This window comes from Clostridium bowmanii (genome assembly GCF_018861315.1).
GTDB classification, from domain to species: Bacteria; Bacillota; Clostridia; order Clostridiales; family Clostridiaceae; genus Clostridium_AD; species Clostridium_AD bowmanii.
The window spans coordinates 42436-63280 of sequence record NZ_JAHLDL010000005.1; the positions used below are offsets into that span (position 1 = coordinate 42436).

Sequence of the window (20845 nt, forward strand, 5' to 3'; positions counted from 1 at the left end):
TTATATTAAATTTTATTTTTAATATCTATATAATTGTAAATGGAGTACTTTGAAATACCAAAAAAGTTTGCTGTTTTGTCGCCAGCCTTTGTAATTAAAAAAGCACCGGCTTCATTGAGAAATTGAATAGCTTGTATTTTTTCTTCTTTACTCATAAGTGCAACAGGTTTACCTATTTTTTTTACAGATTCATCTAATAAGTCATCTAAAAGTTGATTAACATTCTGAGGGATTTGGTTTGCCTCATCAATATCTTCTTTATAACTAGTTAGGGAGTCTATGCAATTTTTAGCTATAGTTAATTCTGTAATATCGTAATTTATAGAAAATATACCCGTAGGTTTATTTTCACTATCGCGTATATAGATGGTACTTGATTTTAGGATTTTACCATCATGAGTTTTGGTAGTATAATTTAATTTATCTTCCAGGGATGTAGAAACATGTTTTAAAGCATTTAAAACAATCCGGGAAGCGCTAGTACTTGTATCTCTGTGTGTAACATGACCATTTTCAATAAAGATAATTGGGTAATCTACATGATCGGAAGATATGTCATGTATAACTACTTCACAATTTCGTCCAAATTGAACTGAAATACCTTTAGCTAATCTTTTTAGAAAATCTAGATTACAATCGTTTTCCATACATAACCTCACAATTCATATAATATTGTTTGAAATTAAAAGAATATTACAAATGTTCTATAATTAAGTATATCAATCTTTATTTTTAAAATCAATCTAATTTACAAAAAAAAAGTTGATTTACAAAATTTTTAGTAATATATTTAATATAATGAATTATGCGTTGTAAGAAATAAATTTATTGGTTATATGAAAATAAATTTAGTTTACAAAATATTCTGTAAATATTATTGACTTTTATTTTCTTAAATGGTAATGTGATGAAATATATGGTATACAAAGGAGTAGTTATTAATATGAAAATAAGTAAAACTAAAGATTTAATCCAGGCAGCCACTAGTAGAAAAAAAGCAGATTTAGTTATTGAAAATTGCAATGTTATAAATGTTTTCTCACAAGAAATTATTTATGGTAAATTGGCCATTAGCGATGGAATATTTGTTGGTATTGGTGATTACGAAGGTGAAGAGGTAATAGATGGTAAAGGTAAATATATAGTTCCTGGGTTAATTGACTCCCATGTTCATATAGAATCATCTATGAGTTCGCCATATCAATTTGCCAGGGCTGTACTACCAAGGGGAACTACAACTGTTATTTCTGATTGCCACGAAATAGCTAATGTTAAAGGACTTGAGGGGATAAAGTATATGATTGAATCCAGTGAAAATTTACCTCTTGATGTATATATTATGTTGCCCTCCTGCGTCCCTGCTACCATATTTGAAACATCAGGTGCCGTATTAGAAGCGGAAGATTTAGAAGAACTTATGCAAAATGAAAGAGTATTAGGTCTTGGAGAACTAATGAATTATCAAGGGGTTGTTTTTACAGATGAAGGCATTATGAAAAAACTTCAACTTACTGATAAATATCATAAAATAGTGGACGGGCACGGGCCTATAATAAAAGAAAAAGAATTAAATGCCTATGCACTATCTGGTGTAAAAACAGATCATGAATGTATGAACCATAAAGAGGTATTAGATAGACTTAGAAATGGAATTTATATTGCGATAAGAGAGGGCTCAGCTGCTAAGAATCTATTGGATTTAGTTGGTGCTGTAAATCAATTCAATGAACGCAGATTTACTTTTTGCACGGATGATAGGCATCCTACTGATATTTTACATGAAGGACATATAGACAATAACATTAGACTTGCCATAAGAGCAGGAGTTAGTCCTATAACTGCTATTAGAATGGCCACACTAAATTCAGCAGAATGTTATGGCCTTAAAAATCTTGGGGCGATTGCACCTGGATATATAGCGGATTTTATAATAGTTGATAATTTGACAGATTTTAATGTGTTAAAGACTTTTAAAAAAGGCAAGCAAATAAAAGAGGATTGGTATAAATCTATAAAAGAAGATAAAAAATTATTAGAAGTTGTATCTAATAGTGTTAATATAAAAGATTTTACAGAGGATGATTTAAAAATAAAAATAACAGCGAGCTCTGCAAAAGTCATTAAAATTATGGATCATAGTCTTTTTACTGAAAGTGTAATTCGAGATGTAAAGGTAGATGATGATGGGTATTATACATATGATGAAACTGTGGATGTTTTACCTATTTATGTATTTGAAAGACATAATAGCACTGGAAATATTGGTAAGGGTTTAATTGAAGGATACGGTCTGAAAAATGGAGCTATTGCTTCTACCATAGCACATGATTCACATAACTTGGTGGTCATAGGTAATAATGACATGAACGTTAAAATAGCTGTCCAAAAGATAAGAGATATTGGTGGAGGTTTGGTTATTGTAAAAGATGGTGAAGTGAGGGGATGTTTGCCTTTAGATATTGGAGGGATAATGTCTAGTAAAGATTTAGAGACTGTGTCAAAAGGCCATGAGAAGCTTAATAAAATTGCTATGGAAGAATTGGGCATCAATGATAACGTAAATGCTTTTATGACTTTAGCATTTATGGCATTACCTGTTATTCCTAAGCTTAAAATCACTGATAAAGGTTTATTTGATGTGACAAAATTCGAGCTTACCAATTTGTAAGGGTATATAAAATAATATTATGATATAAAAGAGTATTAGTTAAACTGTATTATTATATTATCTAAACCCTTCATATTAATAAGCATTTATTTATAAGTGTATTGTGCAAGTTGCTTTTATAACATAAAGCAACTTGCTTTTTTATTTACCTTTGAAAAACATAGCAGTAATAAGAGAAGACCTTATAAGAATTACTAAAGTTTTTTGAATTGTGAAAATATTTTGTAAATTTTATTGACTTTAAATTTTTAAAATGGTAATCTGAATGAAGAAAACACATAAAATAAATGCATTTATTTCAATTACATATCTTAAGATTTACGTTAAAAATAATCCAAAAAATTCAATTATTTAAGGGGGATGTTTTATGAAAACAGTAAATTCATCTAAAAGCAACGATGATATCTTATACAAGATAGACGATAAACCGCCAATGGGCATGTCAATTTTACTCGGGTTTCAGCACATTATGGCAGCATTCGGGGGTATTGTTGCAGTGCCGCTAATAGTTGGTGGCGCTTTAAAATTACCTGGACAGGATATTGCATTTTTAGTAAGTGCTGCACTATTTGCAGCGGGTATAACTACATATATTCAAGCTAGAGGGGTTGGGCCTGTTGGAGCTAGACTTCCATGTGTTATGGGAACTGATTTTACATTTGTTGGGCCCTCTTTAGTGGTAGGTGCGGCTTATGGATTACCGGGAATATTTGGGGCAACGATAATGGGATCTTTTATTGAGATTTTTTTAAGTCGCTTTATAAGACCACTAAGGAAATTCTTTCCTCCCATTGTAACAGGAACAGTTGTTATGTTAATTGGTTTGACTTTATTACCGGTAGCAATAGATTGGTCTGCTGGTGGAGTTGGATCTAAAGACTATGGTAGCATAAGAAATCTATGTATAGCGCTTTCAGTCTTGACGGTAATTGTATTATTAAATAGATATGGAAAAGGAATCCTTTCTACTGCATCAGTTATAATTGGTTTAATATTTGGATATGCAATATGTTTTCCACTTGGCATGTTAGATTTTTCAACCATTACAAATGCTAGTTGGATTGCTTTCCCAATGCCTTTAAAATATGGGATCACCTTTAAGTTCTCCGCATTTGTTGCATTTATTACAGCTTATTTAGTAACAACTGTTGAGACAGTAGGATGTCTTTTCGCTGTTGGTGAAGCGGCAGGTAAAGATTTATCATCAGAAGATATTTCAAGGGGTATACTTTGCGATGGAGTTGGCTCTCTTATTGCAGGATTTGTTAATGCTGGTCCCAATACCTCCTTTTCACAAAATGTTGGACTTATACCGCTTACTAAAGTAGCAAGTAAATCTGTAGTTGCTATTTCGGGAATTATCCTAATGGTACTGGGAATATTTCCAAAATTCGGAGCAATCGTTGCTATTATGCCCAATCCAGTTTTAGGTGGTGCAGGTATTATAATGTTTGGAATGGTTGTATCAGCAGGAATTAAGACCCTTAAAGATGTAGAACTTAACAATAGAAATATGCTTATTCTTGCTGTTTCACTTGGCGTTGGCATAGGGGTTTCCGTAAGACCTGATATTTTAAGTAGCATGCCAGCGGCAGTTAAGAGTTTCTTTTCTTCAGGAATAAGTGCAGGTACAGTGGTAGCTTTATTACTTAACATAGTATTAAAAGATGAATCCAAATTAAACATAGATTCAAAAACAATTGAACCAATAAAAAAGGCAATGTAATATATAAATAATTAAAATGCTTTCTATTTAGATAAGATAGTAATTTTAGGGGAGACACTAATTATGTGATAATATAACAGCTATTGTTTCATGATTAGACTAGGAGAAAATAATGAAAAATTCGATTTCATTAAAAATATTAAGTATCTTGTAACCTGTGATGATGATGACAGTTTATTTGAAAATATAAATATGTATATTGAAAACGGTGCAATAAAGTTGCTCTTGCTCCTTGTTCACCATTTAGTGTTACTGGAGATTTAATGCGTGAATCAGCTAAACTTGCAAGAAAACTGGGGGTTAGGTTACATACTCATCTTGCAGAAACGGCGGATGAGCAAAAATTTACTTTAGAAAAATTTAATATGCGGCCACTTGAGTATATGGAAAGCTTGGGATGGCTAGGCTGCGATGTATGGTTTGCACATGGCATTCGCTTTAATGGTGATGAAATTAAAACACTTGCTAGAACTGGAACAGGGATTGCCCATTGCCCTATATCTAACATGAAGTTGTCATCGGGAATTGCTAAGATTCCTCAAATGCTAAAGCTAAAAGTACCAGTTGGGCTTGGGGTTGACGGAAGCACAAGCAACGATGGTTCAAACATGCTTGAAGAGATGAGAGTTGCATTTTTACTCCATAGATTAAATTCTGGTAAAAATGCACCAACTGCATATGACATACTAAAAATAGCTACAAAAGGTAGTGCAAAAGTTCTTGGACGCTCAGATATTGGAAAACTATCTGTTGGAATGGCAGCAGATTTATTTATGATAAACCTTAATAAGATAGAGCTTATAGGAGCTGAACTTGATCCTAAAGCTCTACTTAGTACTGTGGGGGTTAAATGTGCTGTGGATTATACTATGGTAAATGGTGTAATTGTAGTGAAAGATGGTGTGCTTGTAAATATTGATGAAGAAAAAATCTATCATGAAAGCCATGAGGTGGCAAAGAAATTTGTAAAAGAGTATTAAAGAAAGAAAGAATATATTTAGTATATAAGGAGGCATAAAATGAGTATTGGAAAAAGTATTAGAAGAGTTGATGCTTTTGATAAAGTAACTGGAACCTGATGGGAACATATCAGATATTCAGGAAGGCGCAATTTAAAAATTTTTTAAAAGAATAGCCCATAAAATATGCCAATGTAAATCAAACATATGTATTAAAAATGCTATTTTGAAAAGTGGATAAACTATATTTGAAATTTCGTCTTGCGCATAATTCGTAGGGCTTAATAAATATAAAACATGGGGGGAACAAAATGGAATATTTTAAGATTGAAGAAAATGGAAGTGACGTGAGAAAAGAGATTATTGGAGGAGTGACCACATTTTTAACCATGGCATACATAATTGCAGTTAATGCCAACATATTGGGAGATCCTGCCGTAGGAATGCCAGCTCCTGCAATAGTAACAGTAACTTGCCTAATGGCGGGACTTACTACAATTTTTATGGGATTATATGCTAATCTTCCTTTTGCGCTAGCACCTGGAATGGGACTCAATGCATTCTTTGCTTATACGGTAGTAATAGGAATGAAAGTTCCATGGCAAGTAGCACTAGCAGCTGTGTTTGTAGAAGGTGTTATTTTTATCATATTATCCTTAACTAGTGTTAGAGAAGCGGTAGTTAACGCTATACCAACAACTTTAAAATTAGCGGTTACAGCAGGTATTGGACTTTTTATTGCATTTATTGGTTTTGTAGATGCAGGTATTGTAGTTACTAATCCAGCAACAAAGGTAGCCCTAGGTAATTTTACAAAGCCTACGGTATTAATAACTGTAGTAGGGGTAATTATAATTGTAGTGTTATCAAAGAAAAATATTAAAGGAGCTATATTATGGGGAATAGCTGCCAGTACTATGCTTGCTTGGCTATTCGCAATAATATCACCAACAGCTGCAGTAGCTGCTGGAATAAGTACACCAAAAGGTATATTTAAATTTGAATCAATAGCACCAATTGCAGGTAAACTAGATTTTTCATACTTAAAAGATTCAAGTAGAATATTAGAATTTCTAACAATAATGTTAACATTTTTATTTGTTGATTTTTTCGATACTGTAGGAACACTAGTAGGAGTTGCTTCAAAGGTTGGAATGGTTGATAAAGATGGTAACGTAAAAAATTGTGGACGTGCGCTACTTGTAGATGCCGTTGGTACTACTGTAGGAGCTGTTCTTGGAACTTCAACTGTAACTACTTTTGTAGAAAGTTCAGCTGGATTTGCAGAAGGTGCTAGAACTGGACTTGCTTCTGTTGTAACAGGTATATTATTCTTACTGGCAATGTTCTTTTCACCTATATTCATTGCAATACCAACCTGCGCAACTGCACCTGCTCTTATAATTGTAGGGTTCTTTATGATTGAAAATATAGTTAAAATAGATTTCAGTGATTATACAGAGGGTGTACCTGCTTTCTTAACAATCGCACTAATGCCACTTACTTATAGTATAGGCGATGGTTTAACTATGGGAATCCTTTCATATGCTGTGTTAAATCTTATAAACAATATATTCACTAAAGATCCTAGTAAAAGGAAAAAGGTTTCAGTTGTAATTTATATTTTAGCAGTACTGTTTATTGCTAAGTTAGTTGTAACTGGGATGAAATAATAGGAATATTATAAAATAAGTAATTATAAGTAAAAGAACAATTCGCATTATTATATAGTGCGAATTGTTCTTTATTTTATAAAGGCTATTTAATTCATTTATTACATTGCTTTTTTTTGATCTTCAGCATTGTGAATAATAGCTTCTTCAGTTTTATCTTTAGGTAAGATTAGGTTTAATGCTATGGCAACTAATGTTGTAACAACAATAGATGATTTTCCAAATATAGATATAAACCATATTGGGAATAAAGCAAATGCATTAGGGACTTCAACAATACCTATACCTAAGGCAATTGCGATTCCTACAACCGCTGAATTTCTCATTGAAAGATTATTTGAAGCAATCATCTTAACTCCAGTCATTGTTATTGTAGCAAAAACAGAGATTGTTGCACCACCAAGAACACATTGAGGAATAGTTGTAAGTAGTGAAGCAAATTTAGGAATAAGGCCAGCTAAAATTACAACGAAAGAAGCAAAAGCAAATACCCATTTATTGATAACTTTATTTGTTATTACTATACCAACATTTTGGCTATAAGTTGCAGTTGGCATACAACCGAATAGAGCACCGATTATACTTGAAAATCCGTTTCCGATAATACCACCAGAAAGCTCTTTATGTGTAGGTAATCTATCCATACCCCCTTCTGTTGTAGCTGATAAATCACCTATAGCTTGAACAGAATTTACAATGTACATTATAGCCATAGATATTATAGCCGTAGTATTAAAGCTAATACCAAAGTGTAGAGGCCTGGGAACCTGAAAGAGACCTGCTGAAGTAACTGCAGTAAAGGATACCATCCCAAGAAATATAGAAATAACATATCCTACCACCATACCTATTAAAATAGAGGCCAGCTTGAGATTACCCTTAGTGAAAAAATTTAAGAACATTACAACGGCAAGTGTTATTAATGCAACAACCCAGTTTCTAGGAGAACCGAAAGTTGCAGAACCAACTCCACCAGCTATATATTTAATAGCGACTGAATACAGTGATAATCCTATGGAAAATATAACTGTACCAGTAACAAGCGGTGGAAAGAATTTTATAAGTTTTTTTAAAAATATTCCAAAAATTATGGCAACTAAACCACCTATTATTTGGGCACCGAAAACTGTAGCAATATTAAATTCACCAGTAATAGCCGTTAATGTTGGAACGTATGCAAAACTTACACCCATAATTACAGGCAGCCTAGAACCAATACGTTTACCAAGTGGAAAGATCTGAATTAAAGTGGCTATGCCGGCAAAAAAAAGTGAGGATTGTACAAGCAAAATCTTGTCAGCAGCAGTGAGATTTGCAACTCCGGCAACTATGAGCGCGGGTGTAACACAACCCACAATCATAGCAACAACGTGTTGCATGCCTAATGGTATAATTTCTTTGAGTGAAGGTCTACCATCATATTGAAATAGTAAAGACTTTTGATTAGAACTCATAAAATTACCTCCAATGATTTAGGATAGTGTAAACACTATCCTTATTTTATTTATTTTATAATAGTACCTGTAGTACCTGCTATACCATCTTTAGCTTTTTCAAGTAGAGTAATTAGTGAATATCTGCCTTCTTTTGAAGAAGCGAAATCGATTGCAGCCTCTACCTTAGGAAGCATTGAACCAGGAGCAAAGTGACCTTCTTTTGCATATCTACTAATTTCATTCACTGTAATATTATGGAGCCATTTTTCATTTGGTTTACCAAAGTTTATAGCAACTTTTTCTACAGCTGTTAAAATAATAAGACAATCTGCATTAAGTTCTTTTGCAAGAGTACAACTAGCAAAATCCTTATCGATAACTGCGCTTACGCCTTTTAGATGATTACCCTTTTTTATAACAGGAATACCACCACCGCCACATGCGATAACAACTTGGCCTATATCTACCAATGATTTTATTGTTTCAATTTCTATAATGCCTACTGGCTTTGGTGATGCAACCACTTCTCTATATCCACGACCAGCATCTTCAACAACTTTTTTGCCGTTTTTTATAGCAAGGTCAGCTTCTTCTCTTGTCATGAAACTGCCAATAGGTTTAGTTGGATTTTCAAAGGCTTTATCCGTAGGGTCTACTTCAACTTGCGTTATTATTGTTGAAACATTTTTGTCTATATTACGGGTAAGTAGTTCTTCTCTAAGTGCATTTTGTAAATCGTAACCAATATAAGCTTGGCTCATTGCAACACATACAGACATGGGGCATAGTGAATATTTAGGATTGTTTTTATGGAGTTCACTCATTGCAATATTAATCATGCCAACTTGAGGCCCATTTCCATGAGATATAACAACTTCATTTCCCTCTTCTATAAGATCAACTATAGCTTTTGCAGTAGATTTTACAGCTGCCATTTGTTCCTTTAAATTACTTCCAAGAGCATTGCCACCCAATGCGATTACTACTTTTTTCTTCATGATATTATCCCCCTTGTGAATTCAATTTTAAAATTAAAAGGCTATGTAGAATTTATAATTCAGCATAGCCTTTTACTATAAAAACAAATTAGAATATTATTTTATTTCACGTTGTTCATTCTTCTTTTCAAGCATAGATAAAACTTCTTGTGGATTTTTAACTTTACTTAAGAAAATCATAGATGCTATTGTATATGGTTTGTAACTGGCTTCTGCATAAAGTGGTTTTCTATATCTATCAAATACAGTGGCAGCAACTTCTCCAACTTCACAATTAACCCCAGAAATATCAGCAGGCAAGCAATGAAGATAAAGTGCTTTTCCATTTTTTGTTGTTTTCATAAGTTCTTCAGTACATTCCCAATCTTTATGCTCAGCATTTTGTGCCAAAAGCTCTTTTTCAAGTAGGTTTATACCAGCAGTATCACCTTTTCCATACAAATCTGTTCTTTTTTCCATAGCAACAAAAGGGGCCCAGCTTTTGGGATAAACTATGTCAGCATCTTTGAATGCTTCTTCCATAGAATTTGTTTTTGTAAATGAACCACCAGACTCTGCAGCATTTTTTATTGCAATTTCTTCTACATCACTCATAACTTCGTAACCTTCAGGATGGGCAAGAACAACGTCCATACCAAAACGGGTTAAAAGACCTATTACTCCTTGAGGAACTGAAAGTGGCTTACCATAAGATGGTGAGTATGCCCAAGACATAGCAACTTTTTTACCTTTCAAATTTTCAATGCCGCCAAGTTCATTGATAATATGAAGACAATCGGCCATGCATTGAGTAGGATGATCTATATCACACTGTAAATTAACAAGTGTTGGGCGCTGTTCGAGTACTCCTTCGTCGTTACCTTCTTTTACAGCAGCAGATACTTCACGCATATAAGCATTACCTTTTCCAATATACATATCATCACGAATACCTATAACATCTGCCATGAATGAAATCATGTTAGCAGTTTCTCTTACTGTTTCACCATGAGCAACCTGAGATTTTCCTTCATCAAGATCTTGAACTTCAAGTCCAAGGAGGTTACAAGCGGAAGCAAAGCTAAATCTTGTACGAGTTGAATTATCACGGAATAGTGAAATTCCAAGACCACTATCAAAAATCTTTGAGGACATGTTATTTACTCTTAATTCTTTAAGAGCTTCTGCAACAGTGAATACTGCTTCTAATTCGTTTTTTGATTTTTCCCAAGTAAGAAGAAAATCATTATTGTACATATTTTTGAAATCTAGTGTGTTCAATTTGCTAACGTATTTATCCATTAAAGCCATTTATAAACTCCCCTTTATATTTAATTATTTTTTACATCTTTTAGTACGTTAAAAAGTTATATGTTTTGTAAAATGCTATTTGAACAAACTTAGCAATTCTTAACGGATTTTGTTGAAATAGTCGTTAGAAAATCATATGTTTGAGCATAGCGAGTTTATGATTTTTAGGATATTTTAATAAAATCCGATTAGAATTACTTAGTGAAGAGAGATAGCATTTATAGCAACATATGACTTTATTTGTTTTTGCAATATATTGTTGGAAGAGCAGCATATACAGCAGCACATTTAACTAGGTCTTCTTTCCAAGTTCTTTCATTTGGAGCATGTGCCTGAGATTCTGCACCCGGGCCGAAACCTATGCATGGTATTTCATGACGACCCATTATAGCAACACCGTTTGTTGAGAATGTCCATTTATCAGTAAGTGGGCGAGCTTTTCTCACTTCATCAGTGCTGGCAGAACCGCTTCTTGCTAATCCAAACATCCCTTTGTATGATTCTTCCATTGCCTTAACAACAGCATGATCTTCAGGTATAACCCATGTAGGGAAGTAGCATTCCTGAGGGTATGAAAGGCCAGTCCAACTTTTTTTGTCATAGTTATACATAGTAACCTCTGCATTGTATTTTTTAGCAGCTGGAAGTTGACGAATTTCTTCTAAACAGCTTTCCCATGTTTCTCCAGATGTCATACGACGGTCGAGTGAAATCGCGCAAGAGTCAGCTACAGCGCAACGGCTTGGTGAAGTAAAGAATATTTCTGATGCAGCTATAGTGCCACGTCCGAGGAAATTAGCTTCTTCAAAATTAGGGTTGAACTTTTTATCTAACATTTTTACGAGACCTTTGATTTCTGTAGAATCAGCAGCATCATTTGTGTTAAGGTTTTTGACATCCATTAATATTTCAGCCATTTTGTAGATTGCGTTGTCTCCTCTTTCTGGAGCTGAACCGTGGCATGAAACACCTTTAACATCAACACGTATTTCCATACGTCCTCTATGTCCTCTGTAGATACCGCTATCAGTTGGTTCTGTGCTTACAACAAATTCAGGTTTGATTTTGTCCTGTTCTATGATGTGCAGCCAGCAGTTTCCGTCGCAGTCCTCTTCTTGTACTGATCCAACCACGAGAGCTGTGTAGTCTTTGCTTAACATGTTAAGATCTTTCATTATCTTAGCGCCGTATACAGCGGATACGATACCACCAAGTTGGTCAGACGTACCACGTCCACCAATTTCCTCTTCAGTTTCATAACCTATATAAGGATCAAAAGTCCAGTTACTGAGCTCTCCAAGACCAACAGTGTCAATATGAGCATCAAAAGCTATAAGGGTTTTACCTGTTCCCACGTAACCTAAAATATTACCTTGCGCATCAATTTCTACTTTGTCAAAACCAAGAGAGTTCATTTCTTGCTCTATTCTTTTAACAACACCTTCTTCTCCACAGCTTTCGCCAGGGATAGCAATTAAGTCACGTAAAAATTTTGTCATCTGAACTTCATAAGCCTCTGATTTTTGTTTAATAGCATTAAAATCCATTTTTTTTATTCCTCCTTAAATTTGGGAATTTTATGTTGAAGCATATTTATTATAATGATGAATAATCACCATTCCAAACGATTTCACGGAAAAATTCTGGGTCAGTATTGCCCTCTGTTGAGAATATTAGAACCTTTGAGTTTTCATCAAGCTTTAAAGCTTGTTTTAAATCTTTTAAATCTTCATTTTGCATAATGTTAAACAAAATACCCATTGTTACAGCTCCAGATTCACCAGAAATAACTCTAGGGTCTCCCTTAAGTGGTACAGCAAGTATTCTCATACCATTAGCAGAAATATTATCAGGACAAGATACAAAGAAGGAACTGTTATTTTTCAAAATATCCCATGCAATTGTATTTGGTTCGCCGCAAGCAAGTCCTGCCATGATTGTTTGCATATCATCAGTAACGATTCTTATATCTCCATCTTTAGCAGCAGCAGAGCGGAATATGCAATCAGCTTTATTTGGCTCTACTACAGTAACTATTGGGGGGTTATCAGGATAAACATTTGCAAAATATCCTTGAACTGCACCAGCAAGAGAACCTACACCTGCCTGTATGAAAATATGAGTGGGTGCATCACAATTATCTTTATGTAATTGATTATTAGCCTCCATTGCCATTGTTCCATAACCTTGCATAATCCAAGAAGGTATTTCTTCATAACCTTCCCAAGCTGTATCTTGAATAACTACAGAACTCGGAACTTTTGCTGATTCTGCCATTGCAATACGGACACATTCATCGTAATTTACTTCTTCTATTGTAGCTGTAGCATTTTCCTTTTGAATGTTTTTAAGTCTAATTTCAGATGAACCTTTAGGCATAAAAACAACACATTTTTGGTTTAACTTATTAGCTGCCCATGCAAGACCTCTTCCGTGATTTCCATCAGTCGCAGTAAAGAAAGTTGTCTGACCGAATTCATTAAGAAGTTCTTTTGATGTAATAACATCATAAGGAAGCTGCGATATATCCTTATCTAATTGTTTTGCTATGTAACGACCTATAGCATAAGAGCCACCTAAGACTTTAAAAGCATTTAATCCAAATCTAAAAGATTCATCTTTTACATAAAGTTTTTTAAGTCCAAGGAATTTAGCCATATTATCTAGTTTGGCTAAAGGCGTTTCAGTATACTCCGGGAAACTTTTATGAAAAGAAGCTGCTTTAGCAACGTTTTCATGAGACATTATATTAAGATTTTTATCACAGGTTTTAGGAAGTTCATTCCGTAACCACTTTATTTTGTTCATAACAAAACCTCCAAAAATTTTATTTCGATATATTTATGTAATAGTAGATTAGATCCTTTTAATACTTGCAATAAGTTTATCCAAAATTATCAAAAATCCATGAATTATTTAAATTTTGCAAATATTTTATAAATTAAGTATATCAGTATGCTTTTTAAAAATCAATGGGAAAATACAAATATTTTTTAAACTTACAAAAATTTTAGAAATAAATTGAAAATGTTTAAAAACAATGGTAAAATAAATTTAGAATAATGAAAATAATTAGAACAATTAATTAATTTTGTATTACATTAAATATATTATAGGAGGGACAGTATGATACTAATAGGTAATGGTACGTTATTTACAAGAGATGATAAGAATACATTTATTGAAGATGGGTGTGTTTGCATTGATGCTAATATTATTGTAGATTTAGGAAGCACGGAGCAAATGAAGAAAAAGTACCAGGGAGCTGAGTTTGTAGATGCTAAAAATGGTTTAATTATGCCAGGATTAATTAATACTCATCATCACATATATAGTGCCTTTGCTAGGGGGCTTTCTATTAATGGTTATAACCCTAAAGGTTTTAAAGACATTCTTGAGGGAATGTGGTGGAGAATAGATAGATTATTAACACTGGAAGATACAAAATATAGTGCATATGCAACCTATTTAGATTGTATAAGAAACGGTGTTACAACTGTCTTTGATCACCATGCAAGTTACGGTAGTACTTGCGGAAGTTTATTTCAAATAGCAGATGTAGCTAAAGAGCTAGGTATTCGTACATCTCTATGTTATGAAGTTTCCGATAGAGATGGACAGGAAAAAATGAAACAAGCTGTAAGTGAAAACGTTGACTTTATGAAGTCGGCAAAAAATGATCGTTCTGATATGCAGAAGGGAATGATGGGACTTCATGCATCCTTTACATTAAGTAATAAAACTCTTGAGTATTGTGCTGAAAATATGCCATATGATGCTGGATACCATATTCATACAGCTGAAGGTATAGATGATGTATACGATTCTCTTAAAAAATATAATAAAAGATTAGTTAACCATTTATTCGACTTTGATATTTTAGGTAGTAAGACTATTGCAGTTCACTGTATACATATAAATCCTTCTGAGATGGACTTATTAAAGGAAAGGGATACAATGGTAGTTCATAATCCCGAATCTAATATGGGCAATGCTGTAGGCTGTACACCTGTTCTAGAACTTATAAAAAAAGGATTGACTGTAGGTCTTGGAACTGATGGATATACCAGTGACATGTTTGAGTCCATGAAGGTTGCAAACATTTTGCACAAGCACCAGAACTGTGACCCAACAGTTGCATGGGGCGAAGTACCACAAATGATTTTTGATAACAATGCAAAGATTGCAGGTAGATTTTTTGAAAAACCATTGGGAGTTATAAAAAAAGGTGCTTATGCAGATATTATAGTAGCAGAATACGATCCATTAACTCCATTAAACGCAAATAATGCTAATTCTCATATTCTATTTGGTATTAATGGAAGATGCGTAACAACCACTATGATAAATGGTAAAGTTCTTATGAAGGACCGTAAAATAATTGTTGCTGATTCTGAAAAAATCATGGCAAAATCAAGAGAAGTGTCAAATGAATTATGGAGTAGAATAAATAAATAAAATAATAGGGGGTTTTACCATGGGTGATAGAATGACACCTATTCCATTTAAAGAATTAATGGAATGGATAACTTATGAAAATAAAGAGCAGGGAAAAATATTTGGAGTAAACAAGTTTTTTAAAAAGAATGATGATAAGGTGCTTGAAATATTTGGAGAAAAAATTGAAACTCCTTTTGGACCTGCAGCTGGTCCACATACACAGTTAGCACAAAATATAATTGCAGCATATGTTTCAGGATGTAGATTTTTTGAGTTAAAAACAGTACAAACTCTTGATGGAGAAGATTTACCTGTGTCAAAGCCTTGTATAAGTGCAGAAGATGAGTGCTACAACGTGGAATGGTCCACAGAACTTAGAGTAACGCAGGCCTATGATGAATATGTTAAAGCTTGGCTTGCACTAAAAATATTATCAAAAGAGTTAGAGCTAGGAAGCCCAGATGGATTTATTTTTAATATGAGTGTAGGATACGATTTTAAAGGGATTTCTTCACCTAAAATAGATGAATTTATTATGGGTCTTAAAGATGCATCTAAAAGTAGAATATGGAGGGAATGCACCTCATACGTATTAGACAATATAAATAAATTTAAAAATATAGATAGTGAATTTGTTAAAAACATATCACCTAGAGTATGTAGATCAATAACTTTATCCACATTACACGGATGTCCTGCAAAAGAAATTGAACATATTGCAACATATTTAATAAATGAGAAAGGATTAAACACCTATGTAAAATGTAATCCTACATTATTAGGGTATGAATTTGTACGTAAAACCTTAGATAGTATGGGATATGATTACGTTTCATTTGATCAGCATCACTTCAATGAAGACTTACAATTTAATGATGCTATTGTTATGTTTAGAAAACTGCAAGATTTAGCAAGCCAAAAGGGATTGTCCTTTGGAGTTAAACTAACTAATACAGTTCCAGCGCTCATTAAAAATGCAGAATTACCAGGTGATGAGATGTATATGTCAGGAAAATCTCTATATCCTCTTTCTATAGCTCTAGCATCTATGCTTTCAAATGAATTTGATGGAAAATTAAAAATATCTTATTCAGGTGGTGCAGACTTTTTTAATATAGATCATATATTTGAAGCTGGAATATGGCCTATAACTATAGCAACAACATTGTTAAAGGTTGGTGGCTATCATAGATGTGTTCAAATTGCTGAAAAATTAAGCAAGTTAGAATATGCAAATAAATATGTTATGGATAATGAAAAATTAAATGAGCTAAAAGATAAATCAGTAAAGGATATTCATCATATAAAACCTATAAAACCAAATTATACTGGAAAAATAAATAAAAAAGTACCGCTAGCGGATTGTTTTATTTCAGCATGTGAAGTGGGATGTCCTATATCTCAAGATATTCCAGAATACATAAATCTTGTAGATCAAGGGAAACATCTTGAAGCACTAAGGGTTATAGTAGAAAAAAACCCACTACCATTTATTACGGGAACAATATGTAGCCATGCATGTATGGGCAAATGCATTAGGAATTTCTGCGATGAATCAGTTAATATAAGAAATATAAAATTACAAGCAGCAGAAAATGCATATGAGGATTTATTAAAGGAACTTGTAAAAACAGAAAAGAGTGGTGGACGAGTAGCCATAGTCGGTGGAGGAACTACAGGTCTTGCAGCAGCATATTTCCTTGCAAGAGAAGGAATGGATGTGACTATCTTCGAGAAAAGGAATGCTTTAGGAGGAATAGTGAATCATATTGTTCCAGAATTTAGACTGCCACATGACACTGTTCAAAAAGACATTGACCTGGTTTGTAGCCTAGGAATTAAGGTTGAATTAAATTCAGAGCAGAATTCTGTAGAGAATTTGAAAAAACAAGGATATAAATATGTCTTATTTGCCATTGGTGCGTGGAAACCAGGTAAGTTAAACATCGAAGGTGAAAATGTAATTAATGTACTACAATTCTTAGAGAGATTAAGAAGTAAAGATAGTACATTAAACCTTGGAAGAAATGTGGTTGTAGTAGGCGGTGGTAACACTGCTATGGATGCAGCTAGAGCAGCCAAAAGAGCAGAGGGAGTAGAAACTGTATATTTAGTTTATCGTAGAACTAAAAAATACATGCCTGCAGATATGGAAGAATTGCAGTTAGCGCTCCAAGATGGAGTAGAATTTAAGGAATTGCTAGCACCAGTTAAGATTACAAAAGGTGTTCTTAGTTGTGAGATTATGGAACTAGGACGACCAGATGAAAGTGGTAGAAGAAGACCAGTTGCAAGTGGCAAGATGATAGATATACCAGCAGATATTGTTATATCAGCAGTTGGTGAAAAGGTAGATGCTGTAATATTCAAGGAAAATAATATTAGTATAAATGAAAAAGAGCAAGCTATTGTAGATGTGGTAACATTAGAAACAAATATTAAAGGGGTATACGTGGCAGGAGATGGATTGCACGGACCTGCTACAGTAGTTGAGGGAATAGCCGATGCTACAAAAGTTGCAAGAGCTATAGTTAAACAAGAAAAGAACCATGATTTTTCAATGAAACTAATTGAGGCAAACACGAATATTAAAGCAATAACAGCTAAAAAGGGTATACTAAAAATGTCCGTAAGTGGCAAAGCAGAATGTGAAAGATGTCTTCAATGTTCAACAGTATGCGAAGCCTGCGTTGATGTATGTCCTAATCGTGCCAATATTGCTATAAAAGTAAAGGGAAATAGCATGCATCAAATAATTCATGTTGATAAAATGTGTAATGAGTGTGGAAACTGTGAGATGTTCTGTCCTTATGATAGTGCTCCATATAAAGAAAAATTCACACTATTTGCTAAGGAAGCAGACTTTGAAAATAGCGAAAACCAGGGATTTGTATTAATAGATAGCGATAAAAAGATTGTAAGAGTTAGACTACAAGATAAGGTTTTAGAAGTTAATTTAACTTCCGATGATACAGGAATACCTATAGAAATTGAAAATATGATTTGGGCTGTAATAACAGATTATAGTTATATGATTTAAAAGTTGGTGTAATAAAAATCATCACAAAATGGGGTGCAATAATGTTTGAATTTGTTGTAAATGGTAATAAGGTTAGTACTAGTGAAGATAAAAAGTTAATTACATTTTTAAGAGAAGATTTGAATTTAACATCAGTAAAAAATGGTTGCTCTGAAGGTGCCTGTGGAACTTGTATGGTTTTAGTTGATGGCCAGGCGAAAAAAGCATGTATTTTAAAAACAAGTAAGCTTGTAGATAAAAATATTATAACAGTTGAAGGATTAAGTGGCAGAGAAAAAGATGTATATGGATATGCTTTTATGGAATCAGGGGCAGTTCAATGTGGTTTTTGCACTCCAGGAATGGTTATAAGTGCAAAGGGCCTTATTGATAAGGTAGAAGATCCAACCGAGGATGAAATAAAAAATGCTTTAAAAAATAATATCTGCCGTTGCACGGGATATGCAAAAATAATTGATGCTGTAAAATTAGCTGCTAAAGTAATAAGAGAAAATATACAAGTGTCTGTTTGTAGTTGTAAGGGCTTAGTAGGAGAAAAATTAAATAGAATTGATGCTGTGGACAAAGTTCTAGGCAAGGCAGAATATGTAGATGATATTCGCATAGATGGTTTGACTTATGGTGGAGCGGTTAGAACTAAATATCCACGTGCTTTAGTAAAGTCCATAGATATTAGTGAAGCTAAAAAGTTACAAGGAGTGTATGCAGTAATAACAGCTGATGAACTCCCAGGTAATCAAAAGATTGGTCACATTGTAAAGGATTGGGATGTATTAATACCAGTAGGAAGTATAACCCATTGCATAGGAGATGCTATAGTACTAATATCTGCTGAAACATCAGAAATACTAGAAAAAGCTAAATCGCTAGTTAAAATAGATTTTGAGGAATTAACACCGGTTACTTGTCCAGAAGAGGCACTAAAGGCAAATGCGCCTCAGATACATGCAACTGGTAATATACTCACAACTGAAAACTTAGTGTTTGGTAATCCAGATAAATATATAAAAAATTCAAAATATGTAATAACAAATAAATATAGTACGCCATTTACAGAACATGCTTTTTTAGAAACAGAAACATCAGTTGCCCTGCCAGATGGCAATGATGGAATAATAATATATTGCGCAGATCAGGGAATTTATCAAACACTAAAGGAATGTTCAGAAGCATTAGGAATAGACCAAAGTAAAGTAAGAGTTATAAGCAAAATAGTTGGCGGTGGTTTTGGCGGAAAAGAAGATATGAGTGTTCAACACCACGCAGCAATTCTTGCTTATTTATCCAAGAGACCTGTAAAGTTTGCCTTAAGTCGAAGGGAAAGTATAATGGTTCATCCTAAACGTCATGCTATGGAGATTGAGATGACAACTGCCTGTGATGAAAATGGATATTTGACTGCTATGAAAGCTATTATAATAGCTGATACAGGAGCCTATGCATCACTAGGTGGACCAGTGCTACAAAGAGCATGCACCCATGCAGCTGGCCCATATAATTATCAAAATATTGATATAGTTGGGAAAGCAGTATATACGAATAATCCGCCAGCTGGTGCATTTAGAGGTTTTGGAGTAACACAGAGTTGTTTTGCAATAGAGAGTAATTTGAATCAGCTTGCAGTAATGGCAGGAGTAACTCCCTTTGAAATAAGATATAGAAATGCAATTAGGCCAGGTCAGATACTTCCTAATGGTCAAATTGCAGACTCATCTACATCAATTGTAGAAACACTGGATGCAGTAAGAGAAATTTGCATGCAAAACCCTAAAGCGGGAATAGCTTGTGCTATAAAAAATAGTGGACTTGGGGTTGGCCTTCCTGATGTTGGAAGATGTAAATTGATTATAAAGGATGGTAAAGTTTATATTCATACCAGTGCAGCATGTATTGGACAAGGGCTTGGGACTATTTTAACACAAATAGTTTGTGAAACTCTTAATATATCACCGGATAAGGTTGTACATGCGGCGCCAGATACTTTGACTTGCCCTAATTCTGGAAATACAACAGCCTCACGTCAAACATTATTCACAGGTGAGGCAGCCAAAAGAGCAGCTAGAAAACTTTTAGATGTATTAAGTTATCAAACCTTAGAAAATTTAGAGGGCCAAGAATTCTATGGCGAATTTAAAGGGATAACTGATAAAATGAATTCGAATAAACAAAATCCTGTAAGTCATGTAGCTTACGGTTATGCTACACATGTTGTTTTGTTAAATGATGAAGGTAAAATTGAAAAGGTTATTGCAGTTCATGATGTTGGAACTCCTATAAATCCTAAAAACATTGAGGGACAGATTGAAGGCGGAGTTGTTATGAGCCTTGGATATTCTCTAACAGAAGATTATCCTCTTAAAAATAGTGTTCCCACTGCAAAATTTGGAACATTAGGATTATTTAAATCAACAGAAATACCAAAAATAGAATCTATTATTTTAGGTAGAGGAAACACTAATCTTGCTTATGGGGCAAAAGGAATAGGAGAGATATGTTCAATACCTACTCCTCCTGCTGTGGCTGGTGCATACTATAACTATGATGGAGAGTTTAGAACAAAGTTACCACTTACCAATACACCATACAGTAAGAAAAAATAAAATAAAATGTAGATT

General features: G+C 33.7%; 13 protein-coding genes and 1 pseudogene. 8 read left to right on the plus strand and 6 right to left on the minus strand.

All coding sequences use genetic code 11. The features are described from left to right. Positions 1 to 5: 5 nt before the first annotated feature. The gene (locus tag KPL51_RS04695; RefSeq protein WP_216157998.1) at positions 6 to 647 is read right to left on the minus strand and encodes a helix-turn-helix transcriptional regulator; all 642 of its coding nucleotides are present in this window, start codon (positions 645 to 647) and stop codon (positions 6 to 8) included. A gap of 296 nt (positions 648 to 943) precedes the next feature. Between KPL51_RS04695 and ade the strand changes: the two genes are divergently transcribed. The 5 genes and pseudogenes from ade to KPL51_RS04720 all read left to right on the plus strand — a co-directional run bounded on the left by ade (position 944) and on the right by KPL51_RS04720 (position 7026). Next, positions 944 to 2668 (plus strand): adenine deaminase, encoded by a 1725-nt coding sequence (ade, locus tag KPL51_RS04700; protein ID WP_244998004.1) that lies wholly within the window; start codon positions 944 to 946, stop codon positions 2666 to 2668. Positions 2669 to 3035: 367 nt separating this feature from the next. Beyond that, positions 3036 to 4394, plus strand: coding sequence for a uracil-xanthine permease family protein (locus tag KPL51_RS04705; RefSeq protein WP_216158000.1), 1359 nt, complete (start codon positions 3036 to 3038; stop codon positions 4392 to 4394). A gap of 90 nt (positions 4395 to 4484) precedes the next feature. Continuing rightward, positions 4485 to 4658, plus strand: a complete 174-nt coding sequence (locus KPL51_RS04710) for a hypothetical protein (RefSeq protein WP_216158002.1) — start codon at positions 4485 to 4487, stop codon at positions 4656 to 4658. Continuing rightward, positions 4607 to 5374: pseudogene (locus KPL51_RS04715) on the plus strand (amidohydrolase family protein); the annotation flags it as partial. The gene KPL51_RS04710 and the pseudogene KPL51_RS04715, both read left to right, overlap by 52 nt. A 290-nt stretch (positions 5375 to 5664) precedes the next feature. After that, positions 5665 to 7026, plus strand: coding sequence for an NCS2 family permease (locus KPL51_RS04720; RefSeq protein ID WP_216158007.1), 1362 nt, complete (start codon positions 5665 to 5667; stop codon positions 7024 to 7026). A 101-nt stretch (positions 7027 to 7127) separates the two neighbouring features. Here KPL51_RS04720 and KPL51_RS04725 read toward each other — a convergent pair whose 3' ends face one another. The 5 genes from KPL51_RS04725 to dpaL form a co-directional block, all read right to left on the minus strand. Beyond that, positions 7128 to 8480: a uracil-xanthine permease family protein gene (locus tag KPL51_RS04725; RefSeq protein ID WP_216158008.1), complete on the minus strand. Its 1353-nt coding sequence runs from the start codon at positions 8478 to 8480 to the stop codon at positions 7128 to 7130. A gap of 50 nt (positions 8481 to 8530) precedes the next feature. Further along, the gene (arcC, locus tag KPL51_RS04730) at positions 8531 to 9460 is read right to left on the minus strand and encodes a carbamate kinase (RefSeq protein WP_216158010.1); all 930 of its coding nucleotides are present in this window, start codon (positions 9458 to 9460) and stop codon (positions 8531 to 8533) included. A gap of 96 nt (positions 9461 to 9556) precedes the next feature. Next, on the minus strand, positions 9557 to 10750 hold the full coding sequence (gene ygeW / locus KPL51_RS04735; RefSeq protein WP_216158012.1) for a knotted carbamoyltransferase YgeW: 1194 nt from the start codon (positions 10748 to 10750) through the stop codon (positions 9557 to 9559). Between the two features lie 236 nt (positions 10751 to 10986). Beyond that, positions 10987 to 12297: a YgeY family selenium metabolism-linked hydrolase gene (locus tag KPL51_RS04740; RefSeq protein WP_216158014.1), complete on the minus strand. Its 1311-nt coding sequence runs from the start codon at positions 12295 to 12297 to the stop codon at positions 10987 to 10989. A gap of 49 nt (positions 12298 to 12346) precedes the next feature. Continuing rightward, positions 12347 to 13558, minus strand: a complete 1212-nt coding sequence (gene dpaL / locus KPL51_RS04745) for a diaminopropionate ammonia-lyase (RefSeq protein ID WP_216158016.1) — start codon at positions 13556 to 13558, stop codon at positions 12347 to 12349. A gap of 318 nt (positions 13559 to 13876) precedes the next feature. Between dpaL and ssnA the strand changes: the two genes are divergently transcribed. From ssnA to xdh, 3 genes are read left to right on the plus strand one after another with little or no spacing between them, the layout of a single operon-like run. Beyond that, a complete protein-coding gene (gene ssnA / locus KPL51_RS04750) occupies positions 13877 to 15208 on the plus strand; it encodes a putative aminohydrolase SsnA (protein WP_216158018.1) in 1332 nt (443 codons plus the stop codon). 19 nt (positions 15209 to 15227) lie between these two features. Further along, positions 15228 to 18230, plus strand: a complete 3003-nt coding sequence (gene ygfK, locus KPL51_RS04755) for a putative selenate reductase subunit YgfK (RefSeq protein WP_216158020.1) — start codon at positions 15228 to 15230, stop codon at positions 18228 to 18230. 41 nt (positions 18231 to 18271) lie between these two features. Next, positions 18272 to 20830: a selenium-dependent xanthine dehydrogenase gene (gene xdh, locus KPL51_RS04760; protein ID WP_216158022.1), complete on the plus strand. Its 2559-nt coding sequence runs from the start codon at positions 18272 to 18274 to the stop codon at positions 20828 to 20830. Positions 20831 to 20845: the final 15 nt, after the last annotated feature.